General features: G+C 71.6%; 20 protein-coding genes. 12 read left to right on the forward strand and 8 right to left on the reverse strand.

Translation table 11 applies throughout. The features are described 5' to 3' along the window. Positions 1–14: 14 nt before the first annotated feature. Entirely contained in the window at positions 15–1,730 is a 1,716-nt protein-coding gene (locus tag GA707_RS13490; protein ID WP_152178962.1) for an alpha/beta-hydrolase family protein, read from the reverse strand. Further along, complete coding sequence (ligD, locus tag GA707_RS13495) at positions 1,727–2,722, reverse strand: non-homologous end-joining DNA ligase (protein ID WP_152178963.1); 996 nt, start codon at positions 2,720–2,722, stop codon at positions 1,727–1,729. Before ligD ends, GA707_RS13490 begins: the two co-directional genes overlap by 4 nt. Before the next feature lie 73 nt (positions 2,723–2,795). Here ligD and GA707_RS13500 point away from each other — a divergent pair, with 73 nt between their 5' ends. Next, positions 2,796–3,296, forward strand: a complete 501-nt coding sequence (locus tag GA707_RS13500; RefSeq protein WP_152178964.1) for an SRPBCC family protein — start codon at positions 2,796–2,798, stop codon at positions 3,294–3,296. Positions 3,297–3,352: 56 nt separating this feature from the next. After that, positions 3,353–5,791: a DNA helicase PcrA gene (gene pcrA / locus GA707_RS13505; RefSeq protein ID WP_152178965.1), complete on the forward strand. Its 2,439-nt coding sequence runs from the start codon at positions 3,353–3,355 to the stop codon at positions 5,789–5,791. Between the two features lie 216 nt (positions 5,792–6,007). Here pcrA and GA707_RS13510 read toward each other — a convergent pair whose 3' ends face one another. Then, positions 6,008–6,811 (reverse strand): M23 family metallopeptidase, encoded by an 804-nt coding sequence (locus GA707_RS13510; RefSeq protein ID WP_152178966.1) that lies wholly within the window; start codon positions 6,809–6,811, stop codon positions 6,008–6,010. A 212-nt stretch (positions 6,812–7,023) separates the two neighbouring features. Continuing rightward, the gene (locus GA707_RS13515; protein WP_152178967.1) at positions 7,024–8,100 is read right to left on the reverse strand and encodes an alpha/beta fold hydrolase; all 1,077 of its coding nucleotides are present in this window, start codon (positions 8,098–8,100) and stop codon (positions 7,024–7,026) included. Between the two features lie 179 nt (positions 8,101–8,279). On the opposite strand from GA707_RS13515, the gene GA707_RS13520 reads away from it, so the two are divergent. The 9 genes from GA707_RS13520 to GA707_RS13560 all read left to right on the forward strand — a co-directional run bounded on the left by GA707_RS13520 (position 8,280) and on the right by GA707_RS13560 (position 18,351). Beyond that, positions 8,280–8,699, forward strand: a complete 420-nt coding sequence (locus tag GA707_RS13520; RefSeq protein WP_152178968.1) for a cobalamin B12-binding domain-containing protein — start codon at positions 8,280–8,282, stop codon at positions 8,697–8,699. Positions 8,700–8,734: 35 nt separating this feature from the next. Then, entirely contained in the window at positions 8,735–9,676 is a 942-nt protein-coding gene (locus GA707_RS13525; protein ID WP_226963788.1) for a PfkB family carbohydrate kinase, read from the forward strand. 167 nt (positions 9,677–9,843) lie between these two features. Continuing rightward, positions 9,844–11,016 (forward strand): ADP-forming succinate--CoA ligase subunit beta, encoded by a 1,173-nt coding sequence (sucC, locus tag GA707_RS13530; protein WP_152178969.1) that lies wholly within the window; start codon positions 9,844–9,846, stop codon positions 11,014–11,016. Between the two features lie 16 nt (positions 11,017–11,032). Beyond that, the gene (gene sucD, locus GA707_RS13535; protein WP_152178970.1) at positions 11,033–11,917 is read left to right on the forward strand and encodes a succinate--CoA ligase subunit alpha; all 885 of its coding nucleotides are present in this window, start codon (positions 11,033–11,035) and stop codon (positions 11,915–11,917) included. Positions 11,918–12,214: 297 nt separating this feature from the next. Then, positions 12,215–13,447, forward strand: a complete 1,233-nt coding sequence (locus GA707_RS13540; RefSeq protein ID WP_152178971.1) for a DUF6350 family protein — start codon at positions 12,215–12,217, stop codon at positions 13,445–13,447. Between the two features lie 31 nt (positions 13,448–13,478). Further along, the gene (gene purN / locus GA707_RS13545; protein ID WP_226963800.1) at positions 13,479–14,063 is read left to right on the forward strand and encodes a phosphoribosylglycinamide formyltransferase; all 585 of its coding nucleotides are present in this window, start codon (positions 13,479–13,481) and stop codon (positions 14,061–14,063) included. A 113-nt stretch (positions 14,064–14,176) separates the two neighbouring features. Further along, positions 14,177–15,844 (forward strand): bifunctional phosphoribosylaminoimidazolecarboxamide formyltransferase/IMP cyclohydrolase, encoded by a 1,668-nt coding sequence (gene purH / locus GA707_RS13550; protein WP_152178973.1) that lies wholly within the window; start codon positions 14,177–14,179, stop codon positions 15,842–15,844. 36 nt (positions 15,845–15,880) lie between these two features. After that, positions 15,881–17,485 (forward strand): NAD(P)/FAD-dependent oxidoreductase, encoded by a 1,605-nt coding sequence (locus GA707_RS13555; RefSeq protein ID WP_226963789.1) that lies wholly within the window; start codon positions 15,881–15,883, stop codon positions 17,483–17,485. 2 nt (positions 17,486–17,487) lie between these two features. Further along, the gene (locus GA707_RS13560; RefSeq protein WP_152178974.1) at positions 17,488–18,351 is read left to right on the forward strand and encodes an SDR family oxidoreductase; all 864 of its coding nucleotides are present in this window, start codon (positions 17,488–17,490) and stop codon (positions 18,349–18,351) included. Here GA707_RS13560 and GA707_RS13565 read toward each other — a convergent pair. Next, positions 18,313–19,731, reverse strand: coding sequence for an MFS transporter (locus GA707_RS13565; protein ID WP_226963790.1), 1,419 nt, complete (start codon positions 19,729–19,731; stop codon positions 18,313–18,315). The genes GA707_RS13560 and GA707_RS13565 overlap by 39 nt on opposite strands. 470 nt (positions 19,732–20,201) lie before the next feature. Between GA707_RS13565 and GA707_RS13570 the strand changes: the two genes are divergently transcribed. Then, positions 20,202–21,797 (forward strand): gamma-glutamyltransferase family protein, encoded by a 1,596-nt coding sequence (locus tag GA707_RS13570; protein WP_152178975.1) that lies wholly within the window; start codon positions 20,202–20,204, stop codon positions 21,795–21,797. Positions 21,798–21,852: 55 nt separating this feature from the next. Here the strand turns inward: GA707_RS13570 and GA707_RS13575 are convergent, their stop codons facing one another. From GA707_RS13575 to GA707_RS13585, 3 genes are all read right to left on the reverse strand, one after another. Next, positions 21,853–23,016: a ring-opening amidohydrolase gene (locus tag GA707_RS13575; RefSeq protein WP_152178976.1), complete on the reverse strand. Its 1,164-nt coding sequence runs from the start codon at positions 23,014–23,016 to the stop codon at positions 21,853–21,855. A gap of 134 nt (positions 23,017–23,150) precedes the next feature. Next, the gene (locus GA707_RS13580; RefSeq protein WP_152178977.1) at positions 23,151–24,086 is read right to left on the reverse strand and encodes a carbamate kinase; all 936 of its coding nucleotides are present in this window, start codon (positions 24,084–24,086) and stop codon (positions 23,151–23,153) included. A 183-nt stretch (positions 24,087–24,269) separates the two neighbouring features. Then, entirely contained in the window at positions 24,270–25,070 is an 801-nt protein-coding gene (locus GA707_RS13585) for a DeoR/GlpR family DNA-binding transcription regulator (protein WP_152178978.1), read from the reverse strand. Positions 25,071–25,075: the final 5 nt, after the last annotated feature.

A 25,075-nucleotide genomic window follows, 5' to 3' on the forward strand; every position in this document is an offset into this window, starting at 1 on the left:
TATGCGTCTGCACCTCACGGCCCGAGGGCGGTCCGGCCGTTGCTCGAGATGGCATCGACGATGCCGTCGAGGTCGCCGCCGGGGTCGCCCCCGAGGACCGCGGCCATCGCAGGGACGACCTCGGTGTCGTACCGGTGCCCCTCTCCCTGCGGGGCCGAGTTCGCCCAGCCCAGGTCGGCCGAGACCTGCCAGAAGGTGACGAACGGGGCCCAGGACATCTGTTCGGCAGGCGAGCCCTGTCGGGTCTCGTCAAGCCAGTCGGGGGTGCGGTAGAGCAGTCGCGGATGCCACCACACGACGGGGTCGGACCGGTTCTGTAGGTAGACGATGCGGGGCTCGCCCCAGGGCCCCAGCCCACGGCCGAACTGGTCGGCCTCGAGCTCGTCGGGCTCCGACGCGAAGCGCACGTGCCGACCGTCGTCCACGACGGGCAGCACCTGGGTCGAGCTCATCACCCTGGACTCGGTGATCTCCTCGTGCAGGGGCGTGAAGCCCGGGGTGCCGGTGAAGAGTGCGCCGTCCACTCGGTCCACCATGTCGTCGAGCGAGTCGAAGGCTGCGTTCGCGCCATAGGCCCCGAGCGACTCCCCGGACAGGTACAGCTCGGGGCGGCTCGCTTCCGGCAGCTCGTCGAGCGCGGTCTCGACGGCCGTGATGAGAGCCGTTCCGGCCTCGGGTGGGGTCGTGGCGCTCTCGATGAAGGCGAGGGCCGACGGCAGGGTGGAGTACTGCATGGCCGCGACCGCGGAGTCACCGCCGAGGAGGAACTCGAACGAGGACGGGACCCATTCGTTGATCCACCCGGTGCCTGTGGTCACGATGAGCAGGACGGCCCGCCGCTCGAAGGCCCCCGTCCGCTCCAGCTCGGCCACCACGGCGGCGGCGGTGTCCTCGAGGTCACGGCCCCGGGTGAGCCCCGCATACACCCGAATGGGGTCGACGGCGCCGCCGTCGGTCACCTCGGCGATCTCGTCCCGGGACGGGCCGGAGCTCACGAAGGTCCGTCCGGCGTGCCCCAGCGAGGCCCACGACTCGGCGGATTCCGGGCCACCGGACCGCAGCGGGCTCTGTGGTGGGGCGTCCTGCAAACCACGGGCGTTGACCGTGTCGGCGTTGCTCACCGCGCGCGCGACGAAGGTGTCGACGACCAGACGGTCGACGGCGATACCCACCAGGGCGATGACGAGGATCGCGGCAATGGCCTGGGCGGCCCAGCGCGGCAGAGCGCGCCGCAGCTGCCGGGACGTGAGGGACACCAGGGCGCTCAGGCCCTCCCAGACGCCCATGAGCAGCGCGAAGACGAGGAGTGCGACGCCGGTCGCGTAGAGGATCTCCAGCGCGGTGGGGGCCTCGGTCCCGACGATCTCCGCCGTGCGCTGATGGCGTCGGAGCATGGCGAACGGCGTGACCAGCAGGATGACGCCGAGGACGATCGGCCACCCCCACAGCAGGAGCCGGCGGGCCTCCGGGCGCATGGTCACCTCGAGCCCGGCCCATCGGCCGATCGCCCCGCCGAGGGTCTCGAGGAGGCGGCCCACCGCATACCCGAACGTGCCGCAGAGGCCCGCGATGGCGCCCTGCACCAGCCAGGTCCTCGGCAGCAGCGACGGGGTTATGGACGCCAGGTAGCCCGCCAGCCCGAGGAGGGTGCTCAGGAGGTGGGAGCGGCGCGCCCAGGGGCGCAGCGCGCCCGCGAGCCGTCCGACGGCGGCGGAGGCGGGGCTGGTCACGGCCGGTCGTCGTCCTCGTCCTCGTCAGGGTCGGGGGCCGGTGCCGCCCCGGCCGCCTCGTCTCGGTCGGCCCACTCGAGGAGCGGGGCGATGTCGAACGGGTGCTCATCGATGTCGGCGTGGAGGTCGCCGACCTCGGCGAAGCGGTCCGGCATCGTCGCGATGGTGAAGTCGGCCGGCTCGGCCGAGTCGACCTCGTCCCACCGCAACGGCGCCGACACCCGCCCCTCCGGTGTCCCGCGCACCGAGTAGGCCGCCGCAATCGTGTGGTCCCGGGCGTTCTGGTTGTAGTCGACGAAGACCGCACTCGGGTCCCGGTCGCGTCGCCACCATGCGGTCGTGACCTCATCGGGTATGCGGCGCTCCACCTCCCGGGCGAAGGCCAGGGCGGCGCGGCGCACGTCGGAGAAGCCGTGGTCCGGTGGGATGCGCACGTAGACGTGGAGTCCCCGCCCGCCACTGGTCTTCGGGTATCCGCGGGCGCCGAGCTCGTCGAGGATCTCGTGGGCGATGGCGGCGGCCCGCCGCACCGAGGCGTAGGGCGCCTCCGGCATGGGGTCGAGGTCGATTCGCCACTCGTCGGGAGACTCGGTGTCGGCACGCCGGGAGTTCCAGGGGTGGAACTCGACGGTGCTCATCTGGACGGCCCACACGACGTCGGCGAGCCGGGTGACGCAGAGCTCGTCCGCGTGCAGACCCCAGCGCGGGAAGTGCAGCCGGACCGTCTCGACCCACGGAGGCGCGCCGCGGGGGAGCCGCTTCTGGTGGACCTTCTCGCCGTCGACCCCGTCCGGGAACCGATGCAGCATGCACGGACGCTCGCGGAGGGCGTTGACGATGCCCGGCCCAACCGCCAGGTAGTACCGCGCCAGGTCCAGCTTGGTCTCGCCGCGGGCGGAGAAGTACGGCCGGTCGGGGTTGCTGATCCGCACGTCGAACCCGTCGACGTCGAGGACGACCGGGTCCCCGAACTGTCCCTTTCGTGCGGCCATGGTCCCAAGGCTAGGACGTCCTGTCGCCAGGGCGCACCATCCCCGGCCCGCACAGGTCGTTAGGCTCGGCACCATGTCCGACCAGGCTCCCCCACAGACCACGGCCCACGGTGACCAGGTCTCCGTCCAACGACTCATCGCGGCCCCTCCCGAACGCATCTTCGACCTCCTGGCCGATCCGGAACGGCACAGCGAGATCGACGGATCGGGCACCGTCGTCAAACCCCGTTCCTCGCGCGGCGAACGGCGTCTCGGCCTGGGCGACAGCTTCGGGATGGACATGAACTGGAAGGTCGCGTACTCGACCAAGAACGTCGTCACCGAGTTCGAGGAGAACCGCCGGATCGCGTGGCGCACGCTCGCCCCGGCGCCCTTGGACAAGCTCTTCACCGGTCGGACCTGGCGGTACGAGCTCGAGCCACAGGACGGTGGCACGCTGGTGCGGGAGACATGGGACATCAGCACCGAGGCCTGGCCGGCCCGGCCCGTCGTGCGGCGTCTGGGGGAGCAGACCAGGCGCAACATGGCTCGTACGCTCGAGCGGATCGAGAAGGTCGTCACGGCCTCGAGCTGAGGCTCTCCGGACCCGAACCGGGACTGTCCGCCGATCGGCTTAGGCTGGAGGTCGAGATGAGCACCCTCTTCGACGACCTGTTCGGTCCTGACGTCCCCCGACCTGCCGGAACCGTGTCCGCCGACCCGCGGACGACGCCCGTGACGGAGGCCGGCGTGCCGACCTGGGCGGATCAGGTCGGAGCCGACCAGGGCGCGCCCACGCGTCCCCGTCCCGACCCGGAGGATCTTCTCGAGGGCCTCAACCCGCGCCAGCGGGAGGCGGTGCTCCATGAGGGCGGCCCCCTCCTCATCGTCGCCGGTGCCGGCTCGGGGAAGACTCGGGTCCTCACCAACCGGATCGCCTACCTGCTCGCGGCACGTGGGGTGCAGCCGGGGCAGGTCCTCGCGATCACCTTCACCAACAAGGCCGCCGCCGAGATGCGGGAGCGCGTCGAGGCGCTCGTGGGCGGGCGATCGCGAGCGATGTGGGTCTCCACCTTCCACAGCGCCTGTGTCCGGATCCTGCGGCGCGAGGCGGCCAAGGTCGGGTTGAAGTCGACGTTCTCGATCTACGACGCGGCCGACAGCCACCGCCTGATGGCTCTCGTCATGCGTGACCTCGACCTGGATCCGAAGCGCTACCCCCCGCGCTCCTTCAGCCACCAGGTGAGCAACCTCAAGAACGAGCTGATCGACGAGGAGACCTATGCCGCCGGCGTCGGCGAGTCCTCGACCCATCGCGAGCAGCTCCTCGCGCAGGCCTACACGATGTACCAGCAACGGCTGCGGGCCGCCAACGCGCTGGACTTCGACGACCTCATCATGACGACGGTCCACATGCTCCAGGCATTCCCGGAGGTCGCCGAGCACTACCGTCGTCGGTTCCGCCACGTCCTCGTCGACGAGTACCAGGACACCAATCACGCCCAGTACGTCCTCATCCGCGAGCTCGTGGGAGGAGCGGGGGCGACCGTGTCGACGCCCGAGGGCGCTCCCGCCGTCGAGCCGGCCGAGCTCGTCGTGGTCGGCGATGCCGACCAGTCGATCTATGCGTTCCGGGGCGCGACGATCCGCAACATCGTCGAGTTCGAGAAGGACTACCCCGACGCCGACACCATCGTGCTCGAGCAGAACTACCGCTCGACCCAGACGATCCTGTCGGCCGCCAATGCCGTGATCGCGCGCAACGAGGGGCGCCGCAAGAAGAATCTCTGGTCCGAGGCGGGGGCGGGATCGCGGATCATCGGCTACGTCGGGGACTCCGAGCACGACGAGGCGGCATTCGTGGCCCGCACGATCGACCGGCTGGCCGACGAGCATGGCGTCAAACCACGCGACGTCGCCGTCTTCTACCGCACGAACGCGCAGTCGCGCGCGCTCGAGGAGGTGTTCGTCAGGGTCGGCCTGCCCTACAAGGTCGTCGGCGGGACCCGCTTCTACGAACGTCGAGAGGTCAAGGACGCCCTCGCATACCTGCGGGTCGTCTCCAACCCCGCCGACACGGTCAACCTGCGCCGCATCGTCAACGTCCCCAAGCGCGGGATCGGGGACCGGGCCCAAGCGTGCGTCGCGGCGCTCGCCGAGCGCGAGCGCATCCCGTACGTCGCCGCACTGGGCCGTCCCGAGGACGCTCCCGGCATCGCCACGCGGTCGGTGACGGCCATCAAGGGTTTCACCGCGCTCCTCGAAGAGCTCGGGCGGGTGCACGCGGACGAGGACTCCGGCGTGGGCGACCTTCTCGAGGCGGTGCTCGAGCGGTCCGGCTATCTCGCCGAGCTGCGGGCGAGCCGCGACCCCCAGGACGAGTCGCGGCTCGAGAACCTCGCCGAGCTCGTGTCGGTGGCCCGCGAGTTCGACGAGAACCGCGCCGAGACGGGGGAGGCCTACAGCCTGGAGGACTTCCTCGAGCGGGTCTCACTCGTCGCCGACGCCGACGAGATCCCGGACGGCCCGGAGGCCGACGACGGGGTCGTCACGCTGATGACCTTGCACACGGCGAAGGGTCTGGAGTTCCCCGTCGTCTTCCTCACGGGGATGGAGGACGGCACGTTCCCGCACCTGCGGTCCCTCGGTGAGCCGAAGGAGCTCGAGGAGGAGCGTCGCCTCGCCTATGTCGGCATCACCCGGGCACGGGAGCGGCTCCATCTCTCGCGCGCCGCCGTGCGCTCTGCGTTCGGTCAGCCGATGTACCAGCCGGCCTCGCGGTTCCTCGACGAGATTCCGGACGAGCTCGTCGAGTGGGAGCGTGAGCAGTCGGCCGCGGCGGTGGGGTACCGCCGAGCCGGTGAGCCGGCGGTCGCCACGCTCGCGGCCCGGCCCGGTGTGCGAGCTCGCGGGACCCGCCCGGTGCCGTCACTCGCATCGGGTGACCGGGTCACCCACGACACGTTCGGTCTCGGCACGGTGACGGCTGTGACCGGTGAAGGTGATCGCGCCCAGGCCGAGGTCGACTTCGGGCCGGAGACCGGGGTCAAGCGGCTGTTGCTGCGGTTCGCACCACTCGAGAAGCTCTGAGGCCCTGGGAGAGTGCCTCCGCTGCGCGACCCCTGCTCCGTGAGTCACTGGTTCCTCCGCCGATCGCGCGGCGCAACTGCGGTCCCGTGAGCGAGTGTCGGTCTCACCGAGGAGTGTCGGTCGCGTCGCGGAGCGATCGCCGCGGTCGGGGCGGCGGCGTCAGCGGCGGGGGGTGTCAGTGCGGTGGGATGTCGCCGGCGGCGCGAGGCCGCTGGATCAGAGGCTCAGGCCCTTGGAGCGGAGCCAGCCGATGGGGTCGACCGGCTCGCCGTTCTCGCCGCCGGGGCGAACCTCGAAGTGCAGGTGCGGGCCGTAGGACCGGCCGGTGTTGCCCGAGCCGCCGAGCTTCTCGCCGGGTGCGACCCGCTGGCCGACGCTGACGGAGAAGTAGTCCATGTGGCAGTACCGGGTCACGGTGCCGTCCCAGTGCTCGACCCAGACGTTGTTGCCGCAGGCCCCGGTGTGGGACGCCTTGAGCACCGTCCCGGATGACACCGAGTAGAGAGGGGTCCCGACCGGGGCGGCCAGGTCGATGCCGGCATGCAAGCGTCCCCACCGCGACCCGAAGCCGGAGGTGTAGTTGTACTTGCCCATCGGCATGACCCACTTCTGGGCGGCCTTGCGAGCCTCTTCCTCGGCCTTCTTCTTGGCCTCCTCGGCCTTCTTCTTGGCGAGGGCCTCGCGCTCCTTCTCCCGGGCGACGCGCTCGGCCTCCTGCTCACGACCCTGCAGCAGGGCGGCCTGGTCGGTGGTGGCGCTGCGACGCTCCGCGAGGGCTGCCGTGTCGTCACGGATCTCGGTGACCTGGCTCTGGGCCAGTGCGAGGTCGACGGGTGTCGTCTTCAGCTCGAGCGGTGCGGAGCCGGCCATCGACGCTCCCGTGGTCGTGAGGACCAGGGTGGCGGCTGCGGCGGTGGGAAGGGCGAACTGCGGCGTGAGCGCGCGCGGGAGGGTGCGCTTGCGGGAGGCTCGGTGCCGTCCGGGCGTCCGATGACGGCCGGAATACGAGCTGGAACTCAACGAAACAGTCCTTACAGGCAGGGGCAGATCAGGTCAGAACGGGTGATGCAGGGGAAAAGCACAGGAAAACAGCACTGGTGCAGGGGTGCGTCAGTGCTGTCGTCGCCACGTCGCGGCAGGGTGCGAAGTGGCTTTCATTTACCCTAGCGTAACCATTCCGTTATGCAAATTCGGTGTCCACATTGCACAGCCGATAGGGATCCATCAGGACTCTACCCGATCGGGGAGCCGGATCGGGACCGGCTCGAATGTCGCTGTCCGCCAGTGCGTTTCGACGGCAGCGAGGTCCCCCGCCCGCGCCCGCGGGGTGTGATCGGTGCCACGCCGGGGCGGCGTGTCGAGCCGTCGGGCTCCAGATCGGCCAGTGCGGCCGAGATCCCGTGGACGACCGACCCGAGGATCGGCAGCGACACGTGTCCCACACCGTGCAGGGCGATGTTGCGCGCCTTCAGGTCCGGGTGGTCGATCGCCGCGTTGTGCTGGGGGAAGACGAGCTGGTCGAGGTCGGACCAGTAGGCGATGAAACGGGTCCGGCACTCCGGGACCGGCTTGCGCAGCTCGGCGATCAGACCGCTGTCCGGGCGCATCTGGGCCACCAGCCGGGTCGGCCATGCGTACGCGGCGTACGTGCCGCCGTGGGGCGTCCCCAGCGTGACGAGGGTGTGAACTCGGTCGTCGCCGCCGAGCCGGGTGATGTAGTAGCGCGCGATGAGCCCGCCGAGGCTGTGCCCGACGATGTGGATGCGCTCGTAGCCGGTCTCAGCGACGATCCGCTCGATCTCCTCGCCGAGGTGCGCGGCGGCCACGCGGATGTCGGAGACGATGGGGGAGTAGTTGAGCGTCGTCAGCTGGTGGAAGCCGCGAGAGCGGAGTCCACGACGCAGGAGCGTGAAGATCGATCGGTTGTCGATGAGGCCATGGATCATGAGGATCGGGGTGCCGGCCGCCTCGATGTCGGAGACCAGCAGACCGCGCTGGTGCGGCGGCAGGTGCTCGATGCGGTACCCCTGATCCGCCCGCTCGGCGCGCTCGGCCATCACCCCGAAGGGGTAGGTCACGAGGTGTGCGGCGAGCCATCCGGTCTCGATCGCCGCGCCGGCCAGGCCGCTCGGGGTGGCCAGACCCCGGGCCATCTCGCCGAAGATGTCGGCGGCGCCACGGGCGACGACCGTCGCACCGCGGGCGGCTCCGACGGCGCTGCGCACGAGAGGAGCCTGGCCGAAGCCCAGCTGGTCGCAGGCGTCCCGGGCTCCGCGCACGAGCGGGTTGGAGGACGGTGACGTCGTCATCGACGCAGGCTCCTTCTCGATCGCACTCCAGTGGGCAGGCTTCTCACGGTACACGTGCGACCTGCTCACACCGGCCGAATCGGAGGGATCAGGGCACCGGGCCCGAGGACGCGTGGCGCGCGTCACGCCTGGCCGCCGCGCCTCCCGTGAGTGTCGCGGCGGGCACTAAGGTGGGCGCCATGAGCGAGTCCGCATCGGTCCCCGCCTCGCCCGTTCGGGTCGTCGTCGCCAAACCCGGCCTGGACGGTCACGACAGGGGCGCCAAGGTCGTGGCGCGAGCCCTGCGCGACGCAGGCATGGAGGTCGTCTACACCGGGTTGCACCAGACGCCCGAGCAGATCGCCGAGGCGGCAATCCAGGAGGATGCCGACGCCGTGGGACTCTCCGTGCTCTCCGGCGCCCACATGACCCTGTTCGCCAAGGTGATCGACGAGCTGCGCAAGCGCGACGCGGAGGACATCGTCGTGTTCGGCGGCGGCATCATCCCCGAGGCCGACATCCCCACGCTCAAGGAGCTCGGCGTGGCTCAGATCTTCACCCCGGGGGCCACGACCCACGAGATCGTCGACTGGGTCCGCTCCGCCTGCTCCGGTCGCTGAGCCGTCACCGCACCCACCACCACGCAAGCCCGCCGGTGCGCCGCGTCATCCATACCGCCCAGGCGCTGGTCGACGCCGTCGTCGAGGTGCCACACCTGCCCCAGCGGGGCGGGAACGTGATGGCCACCTCCTACACGCGGTATGCGGGGGGCGCCGTGACCATCCTCCTCGCCGCAGCCCGATGCGGGGCGAGCGCCGTCCATGCGGGCTCGGTCGGGACCGGCCCCAACGGCGATCTGATCAGGGCCACGCTCGCGGACGACGGGATTCCGGTCAGCAGTCCGCCGGTCGCCGACCTCGACACGGGCGTCTGCGTCGTCATGCTCGAGGCCTCGGCGGAACGCACCTTCGTCACGACGATGGGGGCCGAGCGCCGCGTCACGCACCAGAGCCTGTCGACGGCCCGGCCGGGACCGGGAGACATCGTGTGCGTCAGCGGCTACAGCCTCATCGAGCCGACCGTCACCGGCCTCCTGCCCTGGCTGGAGTCGCTCGAAGGCGTCGAGGTCGTCCTCGACCCCGGGGCGGTGTTCACGGACCTGCCCGCGGACGTCCGCACCCGAGCCCTCGCGGCCACGACGGTCTGGACCGGCAACGCCGCCGAGGCGGAGGCGCTCGCGGGCTCCGCCGACCTCGAGCGCGCGCCGGCGCGCGTCGCCGCGCATCTGCGGCCCGATTCAGTCGTCGTGGTCCGCGACGGGGAACGCGGCTGTGCGGTCCGAGTCGGCGGTGCCGACGTCCTCGTCCCCGGCTTTCCACAGACCCCGGTCGATACGAACGGAGCGGGGGACACGCATACCGGGGCTCTCTGCGCGAGGGCCGCGCAGCCGGCGGTGCCCAGCCGCGAGGTGCGGGAGTGGGCCGAGGCGGCCCGCTACGCCAACGCCGCCGCGGCCATCAAGGTGACCCGTCGGGGACCGACGACCGTCCCGACCGCGGCCGAGGTCGAGGAGTTCCTCGCCGGCAGCGCCCGGTGACGCCGACCACCGGAAGGGATGAGCCCGTATCCGGACCGTCCGGCGCACCGTTCAGCCGCCCGGGGATGTGATCCACCCGACCGTCGCAGCCGAGGTGGTGGCCTCTCGGCCTCCCGATAGGCTCGGAGCCATCTACCCCCGACGAGACCGAAGGACGGCAGCATCTCGTGGACCTCTTTGAGTATCAAGCCCGTGACGTATTCGAGAAGCACGGGGTCCCCGTGCTCGCCGGTGAGGTGGCGACAACGCCACAGCAGGCTCGCGAGGCCGCGGAGCGCGTCGGCGCCGAGAGTGGTGGCGTGACGGTCGTCAAGGCCCAGGTCAAGACCGGTGGCCGCGGTAAGGCCGGTGGCGTGAAGGTGGCCAAGTCCGTGGACGAGGCCGAGCAGCACGCCGAGGCCATCCTCGGGATGGACATCAAGGGCCACACCGTCCACACCGTGATGATCGCCCAGGGCGCGCAGATCGCCGAGGAGTACTACTTCTCCATCCTGCTCGACCGGGCCAACCGGTCCTACCTCGCCATGTGCAGCAAGGAGGGCGGCGTGGACATCGAGACGCTGGCGGTCGAGCGGCCCGAGGCGCTGGCCAAGGTCGCGGTCGATCCCAACGTCGGCATCGACGAGGGCAAAGCGCGTGAGATCGTCGATGCCGCGGGCTTCGAGGGACAGACCGCCGATGACATCGCCCCCGTGCTGCAGCGGCTGTGGACCGTCTACCACGCCGAGGACGCGACGCTCGTCGAGGTCAACCCCCTGGTCAAGACCGAGGACGGTCAGATCCTCGCGCTCGACGGCAAGGTGACCCTCGACGCGAACGCGGACTTCCGCCAGCCCGACCACGCCGCGCTGGAGGACCAGGCCGAGACCGACCCGCTGGAGGCCGCCGCCAAGGAGAAGGACCTCAACTACGTCAAGCTCGACGGCAACGTCGGCATCATCGGCAACGGCGCCGGCCTCGTCATGAGCACCCTCGACGTCGTCGCCTACGCGGGCGAGCAGCACGGCTCCAAGCCCGCCAACTTCCTCGACATCGGCGGCGGCGCCAGCGCCGAGGTCATGGCCAACGGCCTGCACATCATCCTCAGCGACCCGCAGGTGAAGTCCGTGTTCGTCAACGTCTTCGGCGGCATCACCGCCTGCGACGCGGTGGCCAACGGCATCGTCGGTGCCCTGGAGAAGCTCGGCGACGAGGAGGACCGCCCGCTCGTGGTTCGCCTCGACGGCAACAACGTCGAGGAGGGCCGGCGCATCCTCGCCGAGTTCGGCCACCCGCTCGTGACCATCGAAGAGACCATGGACGGCGCCGCGGCCAAGGCCGCCGAGCTGGCCGCGAAGTAAAGGGACCCACACAGACATGGCAATCTTCCTCACCGCAGACTCCAAGGTCATCGTCCAGGGCATGACCGGCAGCGAGGGCATGAAGCACACGACGCGCATGCTGGCCTCTGGCACGCAGGTCGTCGGCGGCGTCAACCCGCGCAAGGCCGGCCAGGTCGTCGACTTCCCGAACGACACGCAGGTCCCCGTCTTCGGCTCGGTCGCCGAGGCGATGAAGGAGACCGGCGCCGACGTCTCCGTCCTCTTCGTCCCCCCGGCGTTCGCCAAGGACGCCGTCGTCGAGGCCGTCGACGCCGGCATCGGCCTCGCGGTCGTCATCACGGAGGGCATCGCCGTCCGCGACACGGCCGAGTTCTACAACTACAGCCTCGGCAAGGGCACCCGGATCATCGGCCCCAACTGCCCGGGTCTGATCAGCCCCGGGAAGTCCAACGCCGGCATCATCCCGGCGAACATCTCCGGCCCCGGTCGGATCGGACTCGTCAGCAAGTCCGGCACGCTGACCTACCAGATGATGTACGAGCTCAAGGACTTCGGCTTCTCCACCGCGGTCGGCATCGGCGGTGACCCGATCATCGGCACCACCCACATCGACTGCCTCGAGGCCTTCGAGAACGACCCCGAGACCGACGCGATCGTCATGATCGGCGAGATCGGCGGCGACGCGGAGGAGCGGGCCGCCGCATACATCGAGGAGCATGTGACCAAGCCGGTCGTCGGCTACGTCGCGGGCTTCACCGCCCCGGAGGGCAAGACGATGGGCCACGCCGGCGCGATCGTGTCCGGCTCCTCCGGCACGGCGCAGGCCAAGAAGGAGGCCCTCGAGGCCGCCGGGGTCAAGGTCGGCAAGACCCCGTCCGAGACGGCCGCTCTCATGCGGGAGATCATGCAGGACCGCTGAGCGCGACCGTCCCCGCGGACGGATCGCGCACCACGCACCCGTGACAGAGGCTCGGGCGACTGTGTCGCCCGAGCCTCTGCTCCCCTGTGATGTGCCCCTGCATGAGCTCCATCGATCGTTCAGACGCACGACATCGCCCATCGGTTGCATCGCACGGCGTCTCGAGTGCGCGCTCTGTCGCCCTCGTGTCGGGTCTGGATCACTGAGGCCGCGGGGCGAGGTGTCGGGTAGCGCTTCACCGCGCACCGGCGTGTACGGCGGGGCTCCAGTTCGCTCCTGCGGTTGACTAGAGGGACCATGAGCCCCATCGACCTGCTCCGCCGCGCGTTGCCCTCGACCGGCTCCGGCGCGGACGGGCATACATCGCGGGTGACGCAGGGCCCGCAGTCCGGCTCCATCGCGCGCGCGGCGCTGCGCGGCGCCTCCACGGCCTGCGCCACTCTCGTGCCGGTCCTCCTCATCGCGTCGGTGTTCTGGGTGACGACGGCGGATCCGGCGCTCGGCTGGGTCGAGGCGAGCCTGGCCGGCGCCGCGTTCTGGCTGCTCGCGCACGGCGTCCCACTCGTCACCGGGAGCGGTGTCCTCGGCATCGTCCCGCTCGGGGCGCTGCTCGGCGTCGTCGCGCTCGGGACCTGGTCCGCCGGACGGGCGACGTGGGCCGCGGCGGAGCACGGGTACCGGGCCGCCGGGAGGGTCGCGGCCGCCTGGGCGGCCGGCTACGCAGGCGTGCTCGGCCTCGTCGGGACGGCCTGCCTCGCCGGTCCGATGACCCCGCACATCGGCCGCTGGCTGACGGCGACGGTCGCGGTGCCGGCTCTGATGGGCGTCGTCGGGATGGTCCGCTCCCTCGACCACGACGACGTCGACGAGCTCCTCGAACGCGCGCACGCCCCGGCCGCGCTGCGGCGGGGTTGGCGACCGGCCCTGCACGCAACGGCCGTCCTGCTCGCTGCCGGCACCCTGGCCGCCGTGGTCGCCGTGGGGCTGTCGGTCGGCGACGTCCTGGCCCTGCAGTCCGACCTCCGCCCGGGTCTCGTCGGGGGAGTCGTGTTGACCTTCATCCAGGTTATGGCGCTGCCGAACCTCGGCCTCTGGATCCTCTCCTTCGTCGCAGGTCCGGGGTTCAGCGTCGTCGACGGCGCCGCGGTGACCTGGGACGGCGCGAGCACCGCGCTCGTGCCGATGATCCCCGTCCTGGGGGCCCATCCGGAGCCCGTGGCCTTCCCATCGGCGACGCCCCTCATCGCGCTGACGGTCGTGGCGACGGGGGCCTGGCTGGGCTGGCAGAGCCTCGCCGCGACGGCGCGACTCGCCAGCCTGCGCGCGAAGGCCCTCACCGTCCTGTCGGCGGTCGCGTCGACCGGCGCGCTCATCGCCCTTCTCGACCGGATCGGGGGCGGGTCGCTCGGCATGGGTCGCCTCGTCGACGTCGGAGCCCCCGCCGCGATACTCGGCCTCACCGTCGCCGGCTGGCTGCTCCTCGGCGCCGCACTCGTGCTCGCCTGGGACTGGCGCAGCCTGAACCGGTGAGGAGGCGATGATCGCCCCTCCGCCGTCGCCCCTGCGCATCGTCGTCCTCGTCTCCGGGTCGGGCACCAACCTGCAGGCGCTTCTCGACGCCGGCCCACCCGAGCAGACCGGGTATGCGGTGGTCGCCGTCAGTGCGGACCGCCCCGGGACGGGGGGCGAGGATCGGGCCCGCGAGCGGGGCATCCCGACGTTCGTCGTCCGCGTCGCGGACTTCGCCACCCGCGCCGAGTGGGACGCGGCGCTGACGCGGGAGGTCGCCGCGCATACCCCGGAGCTCGTCGTGTCGGCGGGGTTCATGAAGGTTCTCGGCGGTCGGTTCCTCGACCGGTTCCCGACGATCAACACGCATCCGGCGCTGCTTCCGAGCTTCCCCGGCACGCACGGGGTGCGGGACGCGCTGGCCCACGGCGTCAAGGTGACCGGGTGCACCTGCCACTGGGTCGACGGCGGCGTCGACACCGGACCGATCATCGACCAGCGCGCCGTGCGGGTCGAGCCGGGCGACACCGAGGGCATCCTCCACGAGCGCATCAAGGTGGCCGAGCGGGCCATGCTCGTCGACGTCGTGCGTGCCCTGGCCGCCGAGCGCCGCGCCGGACTGCGGCCCCTAGACTGACCGGAGACGACTGGCGAGGGTGGGCGACCACCAGGGAGTCACCAGCCGGCATCGCCCGCCTGGGTGCCGGCAGAGCCGACCGATACCCCGATCACGAGGAGCGATCCGCCGCGATGTCCGACGTCCCCGCTGCCCGACCCCCCGCCGACCCCGCCGAGCCCGACCAGGCCGACCAGGACGGCGTCCGCCCGGTCCGCAGGGCACTGGTCTCGGTCTACGACAAGACCGGGCTCGAGGACCTCGTCCGAGGCCTGCACGAGGCCGGCGTCGCGCTCGTCTCGACCGGTGGCTCCGCGGCGTTGATCGAGTCGCTCGGCGTGCCGGTGACCCGGGTCGAGGACCTCACCGGCTTCCCCGAGTGCCTCGACGGGCGCGTCAAGACGCTGCACCCGCACGTGCACGCCGGGCTGCTCGCCGACACCCGGCGCCCCGAGCATGTCGCGCAGCTCGGCGAGCTGGGCGTCGAGCCGTTCGAGCTCGTCGTGTGCAACCTCTATCCCTTCGCGGCGACGGTCGCCTCTGGCGCGTCGCCGGACGAGTGCATCGAGCAGATCGACATCGGCGGGCCGTCGATGGTCCGGGCGGCGGCCAAGAACCACCCGAGCGTCGCCATCGTCACGAGCCCGCAGCGGTATGCGCTGGTCCTGGACGCGGTCCGCTCCGGCGGGTTCACGCTCGAGCAGCGCAAACGGCTCGCGGCCGAGGCCTTCGTCCACACCGCGACCTATGACACCCACGTCGCCTCGTGGCTGGGTAACGCCTATACCGACACCTCCGACGGCACCGGCTTCCCCGCCTGGGTGGGCGCGACGTGGGACAAGGTGTCCGTGCTCCGCTACGGCGAGAACCCGCACCAGCGGGCGGCGCTGTACGCCAACGGCTTCCAGCCGCAGCCGGGGCTGGCGCAGGCGGAGGTGCTGCACGGCAAGGAGATGTCCTACAACAACTACGTCGACGCGGACGCGGCGGTGCGGGCCGCCTACGACAACGGCGACCGGCCGACCGTCGCGGTCGTCAAGCACGCCAACCCGTGCGGCATCGCGGTGGCCACCGAGGACGAGGGGATCGCCGAGGCGCACCGCAAGGCGCACGAGTGCGACCCGGTCTCGGCGTTCGGAGGGATCATCGCGACCAACCGACCGGTCACGCTAGCCATGGCCGAACGCGTCGCCGACATCTTCACCGAGGTCGTCGTCGCGCCCTCCTTCGACGACGACGCCCTCGAGGTGCTGACCCGCAAGAAGAACATCCGCCTGGTCCGGTGCGCAGCGCCGCCGCTCGGCGGGGTCGAGACCCGGCCCGTGTCCGGCGGCCTCCTCATGCAGCAGCGCGATGCCGTCGACGCCGTCGTCCGCGACGACTCCGGCGTGGTCACCGGCGGCGACGCACCCGAGCACTGGCGCCTCGTCAGCGGCGAACCGGCCGACGATGCGGTCCTCGCCGACCTCGTCATGGCGTGGCGGGCCGTGCGAGCCGTGAAGTCCAACGCGATCCTGTTGGCCAGGGACGGCGCCTCGGTCGGTATCGGCATGGGTCAGGTCAACCGGGTGGACTCGTGCCGGCTCGCCGTGGAGCGCGCCGGAGCCGAGCGGGTCCGCGGCGCCGTCGCGGCCTCGGACGCGTTCTTCCCCTTCGCCGACGGTCTGCAGATCCTCCTCGACGCCGGCGTGCGAGCCGTCGTGGCACCGGGCGGCTCGGTCCGCGACGAGGAGGTCGTCGCGGCGGCGGCGGGGGCCGGGGTAACGATGTACTTCACCGGCACGCGCCACTTCGCGCACTGAGACGCGTCGGGCGCCGAACGAGGGCATGCTGGACCCATGACGGAGCTACCGATCGGTAACCAGGACGGCATGCTCAGGGGACTCGCCGACCTGCCCGATGAGCTCGACGTCCTCGTCGTCGGTGCCGGTCTGTCCGGGATCGGGTTGGGATACCGGCTCGCCCAGTCGCTCCCCGACATCTCGTATGCGCTGGTCGAGTCCCGCGGCACGATCGGCGGGACGTGGGACCTGTTCCGCTACCCCGGGGTCCGCTCGGACTCGGACATGTTCACCTTCTCGTTCCCCTTCCGGCCGTGGGCCGGGCGCCGGGCGCTGGCGTCCGGTGACGACATCCGGGGCTACCTCGAGGACACGGTCGCCGAGTCGGGGATCGGCGACCGGATCCACTACGGCTGCAGGGTCGTCGCCGCGTCGTGGTCGACGCCGGAGCAGCGGTGGACGGTCGAGCTCGAGGCGACCGACGCGACCGGCGAGGTCTTCCGCCGCTCGGTGCGCACCGCATACCTCCACTTCGCGAGCGGCTACTACCGCTACGACCAGGGCTACGACCCGGTCTTCGCGGGCCGTGAGGACTTCGCCGGGCGCATCGTGCACCCGCAGTTCTGGCCCGAGGACCTCGACCATGAGGGCACGCGGGTGGTCGTCATCGGGTCCGGCGCGACTGCGGTGACACTCGTGCCTGCGCTGGCCGAGCAGGCGGCGCACGTCGTCATGCTCCAGCGGACGCCGACCTACATCTACTCGGTCCCCGGGGCCGACCGGCTCGCCGATGGACTCCGGGCGGTCCTCCCCGCGCAGCTCGCGCACCGGGTCGTGCGCGCGAAGAACGTCGGGATGCAGACCCTGCTCTACCGCCTGTCCCGAACGCGTCCGGAGCTCACGAAGCGGCTCATCCTCGGCGACGTCCGCCGACGGCTGCCGGAGGACGTCGTCCGCGAGCACTTCGACCCGCCGTACGGCGTCTGGGACCAGAGACTCTGCGCCGTTCCCGACGGCGACTTCTTCGAGGCCATCCAAGCCGGCCGCGCGTCGGTCGTCACCGGCACCATCGACCGGTTCGTTCCCGAGGGCGTGCGCTTGGCCGACGGCCGCGTCATCGAGGCCGACATCGTCGTGACGGCCACCGGGCTGTCGCTGTCGATCATGGGCGGCGCCCGGATCGCTGTCGACGGCGAGCCCGTCCGCCTCGGGGAGCGCTTCGCCTACCGCGGGGCCATGCTCTCCGGGGTGCCCAACGCCTCGATGACGGTCGGCTACTCCAACGCCTCATGGACCCTGCGCGCCGACCTCGTCAGCCGCTACGTCGTGCGGGTGCTTCGCCACCTGCGCGAGCACGGCCTGGGGGTCGCGGTGCCGGTCGCCCCGGAGGGTATGCGCGCCGGGCCGATCCTCGACCTCACCTCCGGCTACGTCCAGCGTGCCGTCGCCGACCTGCCCAAGGTCGGTGACCGGGCGCCGTGGAAGATGCCGCAGAGCTACCTGCACGACCGCCGCGCGTTCCCGCGGGCCGACGTGACCGCGGACATGGTGTTCCATCCGGTAGGAGCCGCGGCCACCGGGGTCCCGACCGGTGCGGCAGCACCCGCCGAGCTCGACGCCGGCGCTGCCGGCACCGGCCCGGTCCTCGCGGGAAGGGAGTGAGTATGCGCTGGTTGCCTCCGCTCGACCCGGCCGGCGCCAAGGCCGTGGTCACCGGCGCGGCCGGGGGGATGGGGGAGCATCTGGCCCGGGGCCTGGCCCGCCGGGGTGCCTCCGTCGTGATCGCCGACATCCGCCGCGAGCCGCTGCACGCCGTGCGTGACACCATTCGGGCCGAGAGTCCCGGCGTCGCGGTCCACGACTATGTCGTCGACCTGTCGGACTCGACCGCCGCCGACCACTTCGCGGCGTGGGTCGCCGCCGAGCACCCCGATCTGCGCATCCTCGTCAACAACGCCGGCGTCGCCCTCGGCGGCCGGCTGCACGAGGTCGAGCGCGACGACCTCGACTGGCTGCTCACGGTCAACCTGCTGACCCCAGTGCGGATGACGCACGCGCTCCTGCCGCTCCTGCTCGCCAACGGCGCCGCGACCGGAGGACAGGCGCACATCGTCACCCTCTCCTCACTCTTCGGGATCATCGCGCCACCCGGCCAGACGGCGTACAGCACCTCGAAGTTCGGTCTGCGCGGGTTCTCGGAGGCTTTGCGCCACGAGCTGCAGGCCGAGAAGGCGCCTTGCGGCCTGACCCAGGTCCACCCGGGCGGGATCCGCACCGACATCGCCCGCAACGCGCGGGTGGGGTCGGGGACCGACCCGGAGGAGGAGCGGGTGGCCCGCGAGGCCTTCGACCGGATGCTCCGCTTCCCGGCCGACCGCGCGGCCGAGCTGATCATCGAAGCGATGGTGGCCCGCAACCCGCGGCTGCTCATCGGTGCGGACGCCAAGGCGCTGGCCGGACTGACCAGGCTGCTGCCGCGGCGGTACTGGTCACTCCTGCAACGTGGAGTGGATCTGGCGGGACGGTGAGGTCGCGGGCCGCTCCTGCGCGCGCAGGATCCGGACGGCGAGTGCGAACCCGAGCGCGACGACGAGCGCAGCCGTGCCGAAGCCGACCCCGGGGCGCAGCGGGAGGACGATCGCAAGCGCACCGCCGGCCACCCAGGACAGCTGCAGGGTCGTCTCCAGCCATGCGAAGACGCGGCTGTGCCGGGACTCCGGCACCTCGCTCTGGACGATCGAGTCGAGGCACAGCTTGCCGAGCTGGGCGGAGACGCCGCCCACGAATGCGAGGAGCAGGAGGCTCCAGAGGGCGTAGAACAGGGCGGCGACGAGGGCGCTCGCGACGCCGCCGAGACCGAGGACGACCAGGGTCGGTGTGGGGGGAGGCGCCACCTTGCGGTTGCCGAGAAGGGAGCCGACGACGTTGCCGACGCCGGCCGCTCCCACGGCGGCTCCGATGACGAGCGGGGTCGACCAGCCGGGGATCGGGTTCGCGCGGAGCAGGAAGAGCAGGAACACGGTCAGGAAGGCGACGAGGAAGCGAGCGCCGCACATGATGACGAGGGCGTGCCGGACGCGGGGCGGCAGGTTGCGGATCCGCTCCTCCGGCCGGCTGCGCAGAGGTGGCCGGATCCGAGGGGTCTCGGCGGTCACCGGTGTGTCGACCTGGCTCGGCAGCCGGATCGCCATGACGGTGGCGACGATGTAGCCGACGAACGCCAGGCGCAACGACCACTCCGGTCCGATCCGGCTCACCCCGCCCGCGAGTGCACCGCCGATCCCCATGCCGATCAGGCCCGCGATCATGATGCGCGAGTTCGCGGTGACGAGGTCGAGCCTCGGGGGGAGGAGGCGGGGGATCGCCGCCGCTCGGGCCACCGCGTAGGACCGAGATGCGACCAGGCAGACCAGCGCGAGCGGGAAGACCCACGGTGAGTCCGTGACGAGCGCCGACGCGAGGACCCAGGCGAAGAACCCGCGCACCGCCAGCGTCGTGCCGATCGCCCAGCGGCGGCCGTGCCGGAAGCGGTCCAGGACCGGGCCGACGAAGGGAGCGAGCAGGACGAAGGGCGCCATCGTCAGCAGCAGGAAGAAGGCGACAGCGCTGCGGGCCTCGTCGGTGGGCATCGCGAACACCGTCCCCGCAAGCGCGACGGTTAGAGCGGCGTCGGCACCGACCTGGACGGAGTGCATCTCGATGTAGCGGGCGAGGCCCGACTCGTCCGCACCGTCGCGGCGGGCGAAGGTGCGGAAGGCGCGCCCGGTGCGCTGGCCGCCCGTAGCCGTGGCCCGCGCCGTGGTCCGCGCTCCCGTGCGCACGGCGTGGCTGACCCGCCGGGTGCCCGCCGTGAACCGACGCGTCGGGCCACGGGTCGCGCGGCGGTCGATCGGCTCCACGGGGTCCACAGCAGCATTGTCTCCCCCCGTCCGCCCGGGTGTGGTGCGAACCTCCCGGTTCGGGGCGAGATATCGCACCGGTCGGTCGAGTCCGCCCGGCGTCCTACCGCGGTTGGCATGCCGGTGGACGTCGGAGTGGCCGGGAGCATGTCAGGGGCGTGGGATGTGGCGCGGTTGGCATGCCGGTGGGCGTCGGAGTGGATAGGGGCATGTCAGGGGCGTGGGATGTGGCGCGGTTGGCATGCCGGTGGGTTGCGCGTTGGACGAGGAGCATGTCAGGGGCGTGGGATGTGGCGCGGTTGGCATGCCGGTGGGGTATCGCGTGGAGGAGGGGCATGTCAGGGGCGTGGGATGTGGCGCGGTCGGCATGCCGGTGCGCGTCGGAGTGCACGGGAGCATGTCAGGGGCGTGGGATGTGGCGCGGTCGGCATGCCGGTCGTGGGTCCAGCCTCCCGTCGCCCGCCGGTTACGGTGGGCGGATGCTCAGCCTCCTCCCCGAGCCCCGGCCCGCCGTCCGCGCCGAGCACGGCGTCGTCGCCACGAGCCACCCCGCCGCGGCCGAGGCCGGCAGGGACATCCTGCGGGCGGGCGGCACGGCCGTCGACGCCGCCGTCGCCACGGCAGCAGCCCTCACGGTCGTCGAGCCGACGTCGAACGGGATCGGCGGCGACGCCTTCGCGCTCGTGTGGGACGGCTCGCGCCTGCACGGCTACAACGGCTCGGGGCGGGCGCCCGCCGCCCTCACCGGACAGACACTGCGCGAGCTCGGCCACGATCAGGTCCCCCTCCACGGCTGGGCCGCCGTGACCGTGCCGGGGCAGGTGCGCGCCTGGGCCGACCTGCACGAGCGCTTCGGCCGGCTGCCGTGGGAGCGGGTGCTCGAGCCGGCCGTTCGCCTGGCGTCCGAGGGCTGCCCCGTGCCGCCCGTCGTCGCGCACTACTGGGAGCGCGGGCTCGCGGCGGCGGCCGGTCTCACCGGCCCGGAGTTCGCGGGCTTCGTCCCGACCTTCGCGCCGACCGGTGGTGCGCCGCGCGTCGGCGACACCGTCCGGCTTCCCGACCACGCCCGCACCTTGAGCCGGCTCGCCGAGTGCGGAGCCGACGACTTCTACACGGGCGGGATCGGCCGCGCCATCGCCGAGTTCGCCTCCCGGACGGGAGGGTTCCTCACAGCCGAGGACCTGGCCCGCCACGAGGGCGAGTGGGTGGAGCCGGTGATTACCGCATACAGGGGGTATGCGGTGGCCGAGATCCCACCGAACGGCCAGGGGATCGCGGCGCTGGTCGCCCTCGGAATCCTCGAGGGTCTCGACCTCGGGCCCGACCCGGCCGACCCGACCGCGCTGCACCTGCAGATCGAGGCGATGCGACTCGCCTTCGCCGACACGTTCGCGCACGTCGGCGACCCGCAGCACGTGGCTGTGCCGACGTCGGGGCTTCTCGACGCCGGCTACCTGGCCGGGCGGCGGTCGCTCATCGGCGAGCGTGCGTCCGAGGTGCGTTCGGGATCACCGCCGCGTGGCGGCACCGTTCTGCTCTGCACCGCCGACGCGAACGGCACGACGGTCGGCCTGATCCAGTCCAACTTCCACGGCTTCGGATCCGGCGTCGTCGTGCCTGGCTGGGGGATAGCCCTGCAGAACCGGGGGAGCGGATTCGTCCTGGACGAGGGACATCCCAACGAGCTGCGCCCCGGGCGAAGGCCGTTCCACACGATCATCCCTGGGTTCCTGCTCCGACATACCGAGGCGGGTGGGCTCGAACCGGTCGGGCCGTTCGGCGTCATGGGCGGCCACATGCAGGCGCAGGGGCACGTGCAGGTCGTCCTGCAGACGGTCGCCGGTGCCGATCCCCAGGAGGCCCTCGACGCGCCGAGGTGGCGCGTCGAGGGTGACGTCGTGCTGCTCGAGCCGGGGCTGGCCGACGCGGCCGACGCGCTGCGACGCCGCGGCCACGCGGTGCGGGTCGGCACCGACGGCGGCTTCGGGCGGGGGCAGGCGATCTGGCGAAGTCCCGAGGGTGGGTGGGTGGCCGGCAGCGAGACCCGGTGTGACGGGCTCGCCGCCGGCTACTGACCCAGGGTCTCGCTCCCGAGGACCCGACTCGCCCGCCGGCCCCTGACCGCTCCCGTCAGTGCCGCGCTTTGAGCTGATCCCGGGAACCTGGCGGGCGGTAGCCGGTCGGCTCACCCTCGCCCAGGTCGACGATCGCGGCGACCGGTCCGCCGCCCTCGGGGCCCTGGTGCGCGGCGGAGACCGACACGAACACGGCGGGGTCGCCGGTGACGGCTGCGGTCACGCCGCCGACGCAGGACTTGATCTGGCGGTGCCAGTGCACGTCGGAGTCGTCGAGCATCGCGTTGCGGCGGCCGTGCACCTCCCCGTCGAGCGAGGCCTCGCACTTGAGGAAGACGTTGACGAGCCGGCCGTCGATGTCGCTGGTGTGCGGACGCTCGGGCAGGTCGAGTCCGGCGTCCTTGATCGCCGCCCAGATGCCGTCCTGGTCGAGCGCGTCCTGCATGACGGAGTGGCCGATGCGGTACCGGCCACCGACTCCGCGGGCGTTGCCGACGACGACGACCTGGGCCTGGTCGAGCTCGACACCGGAGGAGCAGGACGCGACCGAGGAGTACAGGTCGCGGTTGTGCATGACGTCCTCGTCGCTCGGCATCTCGATCTCGCCCAGAGCGACCGCGATGCCGAGGGCGGTGCAGCCGTTCGACAGGTCCATCGACTCGTGGGTGTGCTCGGTCCACACCTTCTGGCCGCGGGACTTGGCGTCGCGGATCGTGTGGATCGTGAGCAGCGGCGTCTTGGTCTGCACGTAGTGCACGTCGGCGGGGTCGGTGATGCCCGCTCGCTCCATGGCGACCTTCACGGCGTCGGCGACCTTGGTGATCATCGGGGTGTAGCCGATCTCCTCGGGTGCCAGCGGCTCGGACATCGCGAAGCCGACGGTGAGCCGAAGGTCGTCGCTGGGCTCGGCCTGCTCCGGAGCGACGGTCGCGAAGATCGTCGCGTGCGGGCTGATCACGCCGTCGGTTCCGCCGGACCAGACGATCGGGATCTCCTTGACCTTGGCCGGGTCGGCGCCCTTCTCGACGAGGATCTCGCGGAAGGCGCGGTCGGCGATGATGCGGGTGTAGTCGTTGACCCCGCCGTTGCCCTCGGTCTTGCCGATGATGGCGATGACGCGGTCGGCCGCCATGACCCCGTCGTCGATGAGGGTGCCGAGCTCGCTCGCGTCGGACACGGAGTGCAGCGGGACCTTGCGGACCTCGATGGCGTCAGGCATGTTCTGCGGTTCCTTTCTGTTGGCGAATCCACCGTCGGTGGGTGTCAGGTCGATTCGGTATGCAGTGCTCGGCTCTGCGGTCTGGGGCGGGTGTTCCTGTGGTCGGGTGGTGCGGTCGCTCGTCGTCGGTCAGGTCACCGAGAGCCGGAGATCACGGTGCCGAAACCGGCGTCGACGGCCTCGACGATCCGGTCGAGGGAGGTGATGATGCTCCGACCGCCGGTGCGTGCGAAGCGGAGCGCCGCCTCGACCTTGGGCCCCATCGACCCGGACGCGAACTGGCCGTCCCGGGCATACCCTTCCATCTGCGCGACCGAGACCTGCTCGATCCGCTGCGCGTGGTCGGTGCCGTAGTCGAGGATGGCGTGGTCGACATCCGTGGCGATGACCAGCGCATCGACACCGAGGTCGGTGGCGAGGAGGGCGGCGGTGAGGTCCTTGTCGATGACCGCCTCGACGCCGCTCAGCCGACCGGAGTCCTCTCGGACGACGGGGATCCCCCCACCGCCGGCGGCGACGACGACGTAGCCGGCGTCGACGAGGGTCCGGATCGTCTCCGTCTCGAGGACCTGGCGGGGCTCGGGTGAGGCCACCACTCGGCGCCAGCCCCGCTCGCCGCGGTCCTCCCAGGTCTGGCCGTGCTCGATCATCCGCTCGGCCTGCTCCCGGTCCAGATAGCGCCCGATCGGCTTGGTCGGGCGGCTGAAGCCGGAGTCGTCCGCATCGACCAGAGTGCGTGAGACGAGGGCGGCCACCTGCTTGGCGATGCCGCGGGAGGCGAGGGCGGCCTCGAGGGCGTTCAGGGCGACGAAGCCGATCGTGCCCTGGGTCTGGGCCCCGCACCAGTCGAGTGGAACGGGCGGGACGACGTGGGCCGCGATCTCGTTCTTGACGAGCAGGTTGCCCACCTGGGGACCGTTGCCGTGGGTGAGCACGACCTCGTGCCCCTCGGCCGTCAGGGCGGCGACGCTCTCCATGGCGCCGGTGATGGCGGCGATCTGGGCCGCCGGGGTGGCGCTGCCGTCGGCGGCGGTCATGGCGTTGCCGCCGAGTGCGAGCAGGACCCTCATGCTCATCGACTGTATGGACACCGCGTGCTCGGGGCGTTGGCATCATCTGCCGAACAGATGGCCGATCGTTGGCGGACTTCACCGGGGCCGGTGGCGTCCGCGCGCTACGAACACGCGATGGACACGCCATGGACACGGGACGAACACGATGCGAGCGCGCCCCAGACTCGGGCGATGTCCCGGTCAGTGGGCGGCGGACTGGGTGCCGTCGTGTGCCTCGACGACGATCACCTCGTCGATCTCGCTGCGCAGGAGGGCCGCGGCCTCGTCGTCGATGGCCGCGTCGGTGACGATGACGTTCGCCTCGTGCAGCTGGGCCATCGTCGTCAGCCCGACCGTGCCCCACTTGCTCGAGTCGGCCACCACGACGAGGCGGCTCGCGGCTCCGATCATCGCGCGGTTGGTCTCGGCCTCGAGCAGGTTGGGCGTGGTGAAGCCGGTCTCCGGATGCATGCCATGCACGCCGAGGAAGCACGTATCGACGTGGAGGGAGCGCCAGGCGGCGACGGCGAGCGGGCCGACGAGGGCGTCCGAGGGGGTCCGCTCACCACCGGTGAGCAGGATCGTCATGGAGTCCGACCCCGCCTGTTCGAGCACCTCGGCGACCCGGGCGGAGTTCGTGATGACCGTCAGCTCGGGGATGTGGCCGAGGTGGCGCGCGAGCGTATGCGTCGTCGTGCCCGCGGAGACGGCGATGGCGGACCCCGGTTCGACGAGCTGGGCGGCTACCCGGGCGATGGCCTCCTTCTCGGCCTGCTGGCGCTCGCTCTTGATCGCGAAGCCCGGCTCGGCCGCCGACTTCTCGTGGCGCACCCGTGCGCCGCCGTGGACCTTGATGAGCATGCCCGCCTGCTGCATCGCCTTGAGGTCGCGACGGACGGTCATGTCCGAGACCCCGAGCATCTCCGCGAGATGGCTGACCCGGACCGCCCCCGTCCGGTCGAGCTCGGCGAGGATCATCGTCTGCCGCTGGGTCGCGAGCACGTCGC

Origin of the sequence: Nostocoides sp. F2B08, from assembly GCF_009184895.1 — a bacterium.
In the GTDB taxonomy this organism is placed as follows: Bacteria; Actinomycetota; Actinomycetes; order Actinomycetales; family Dermatophilaceae; genus F2B08.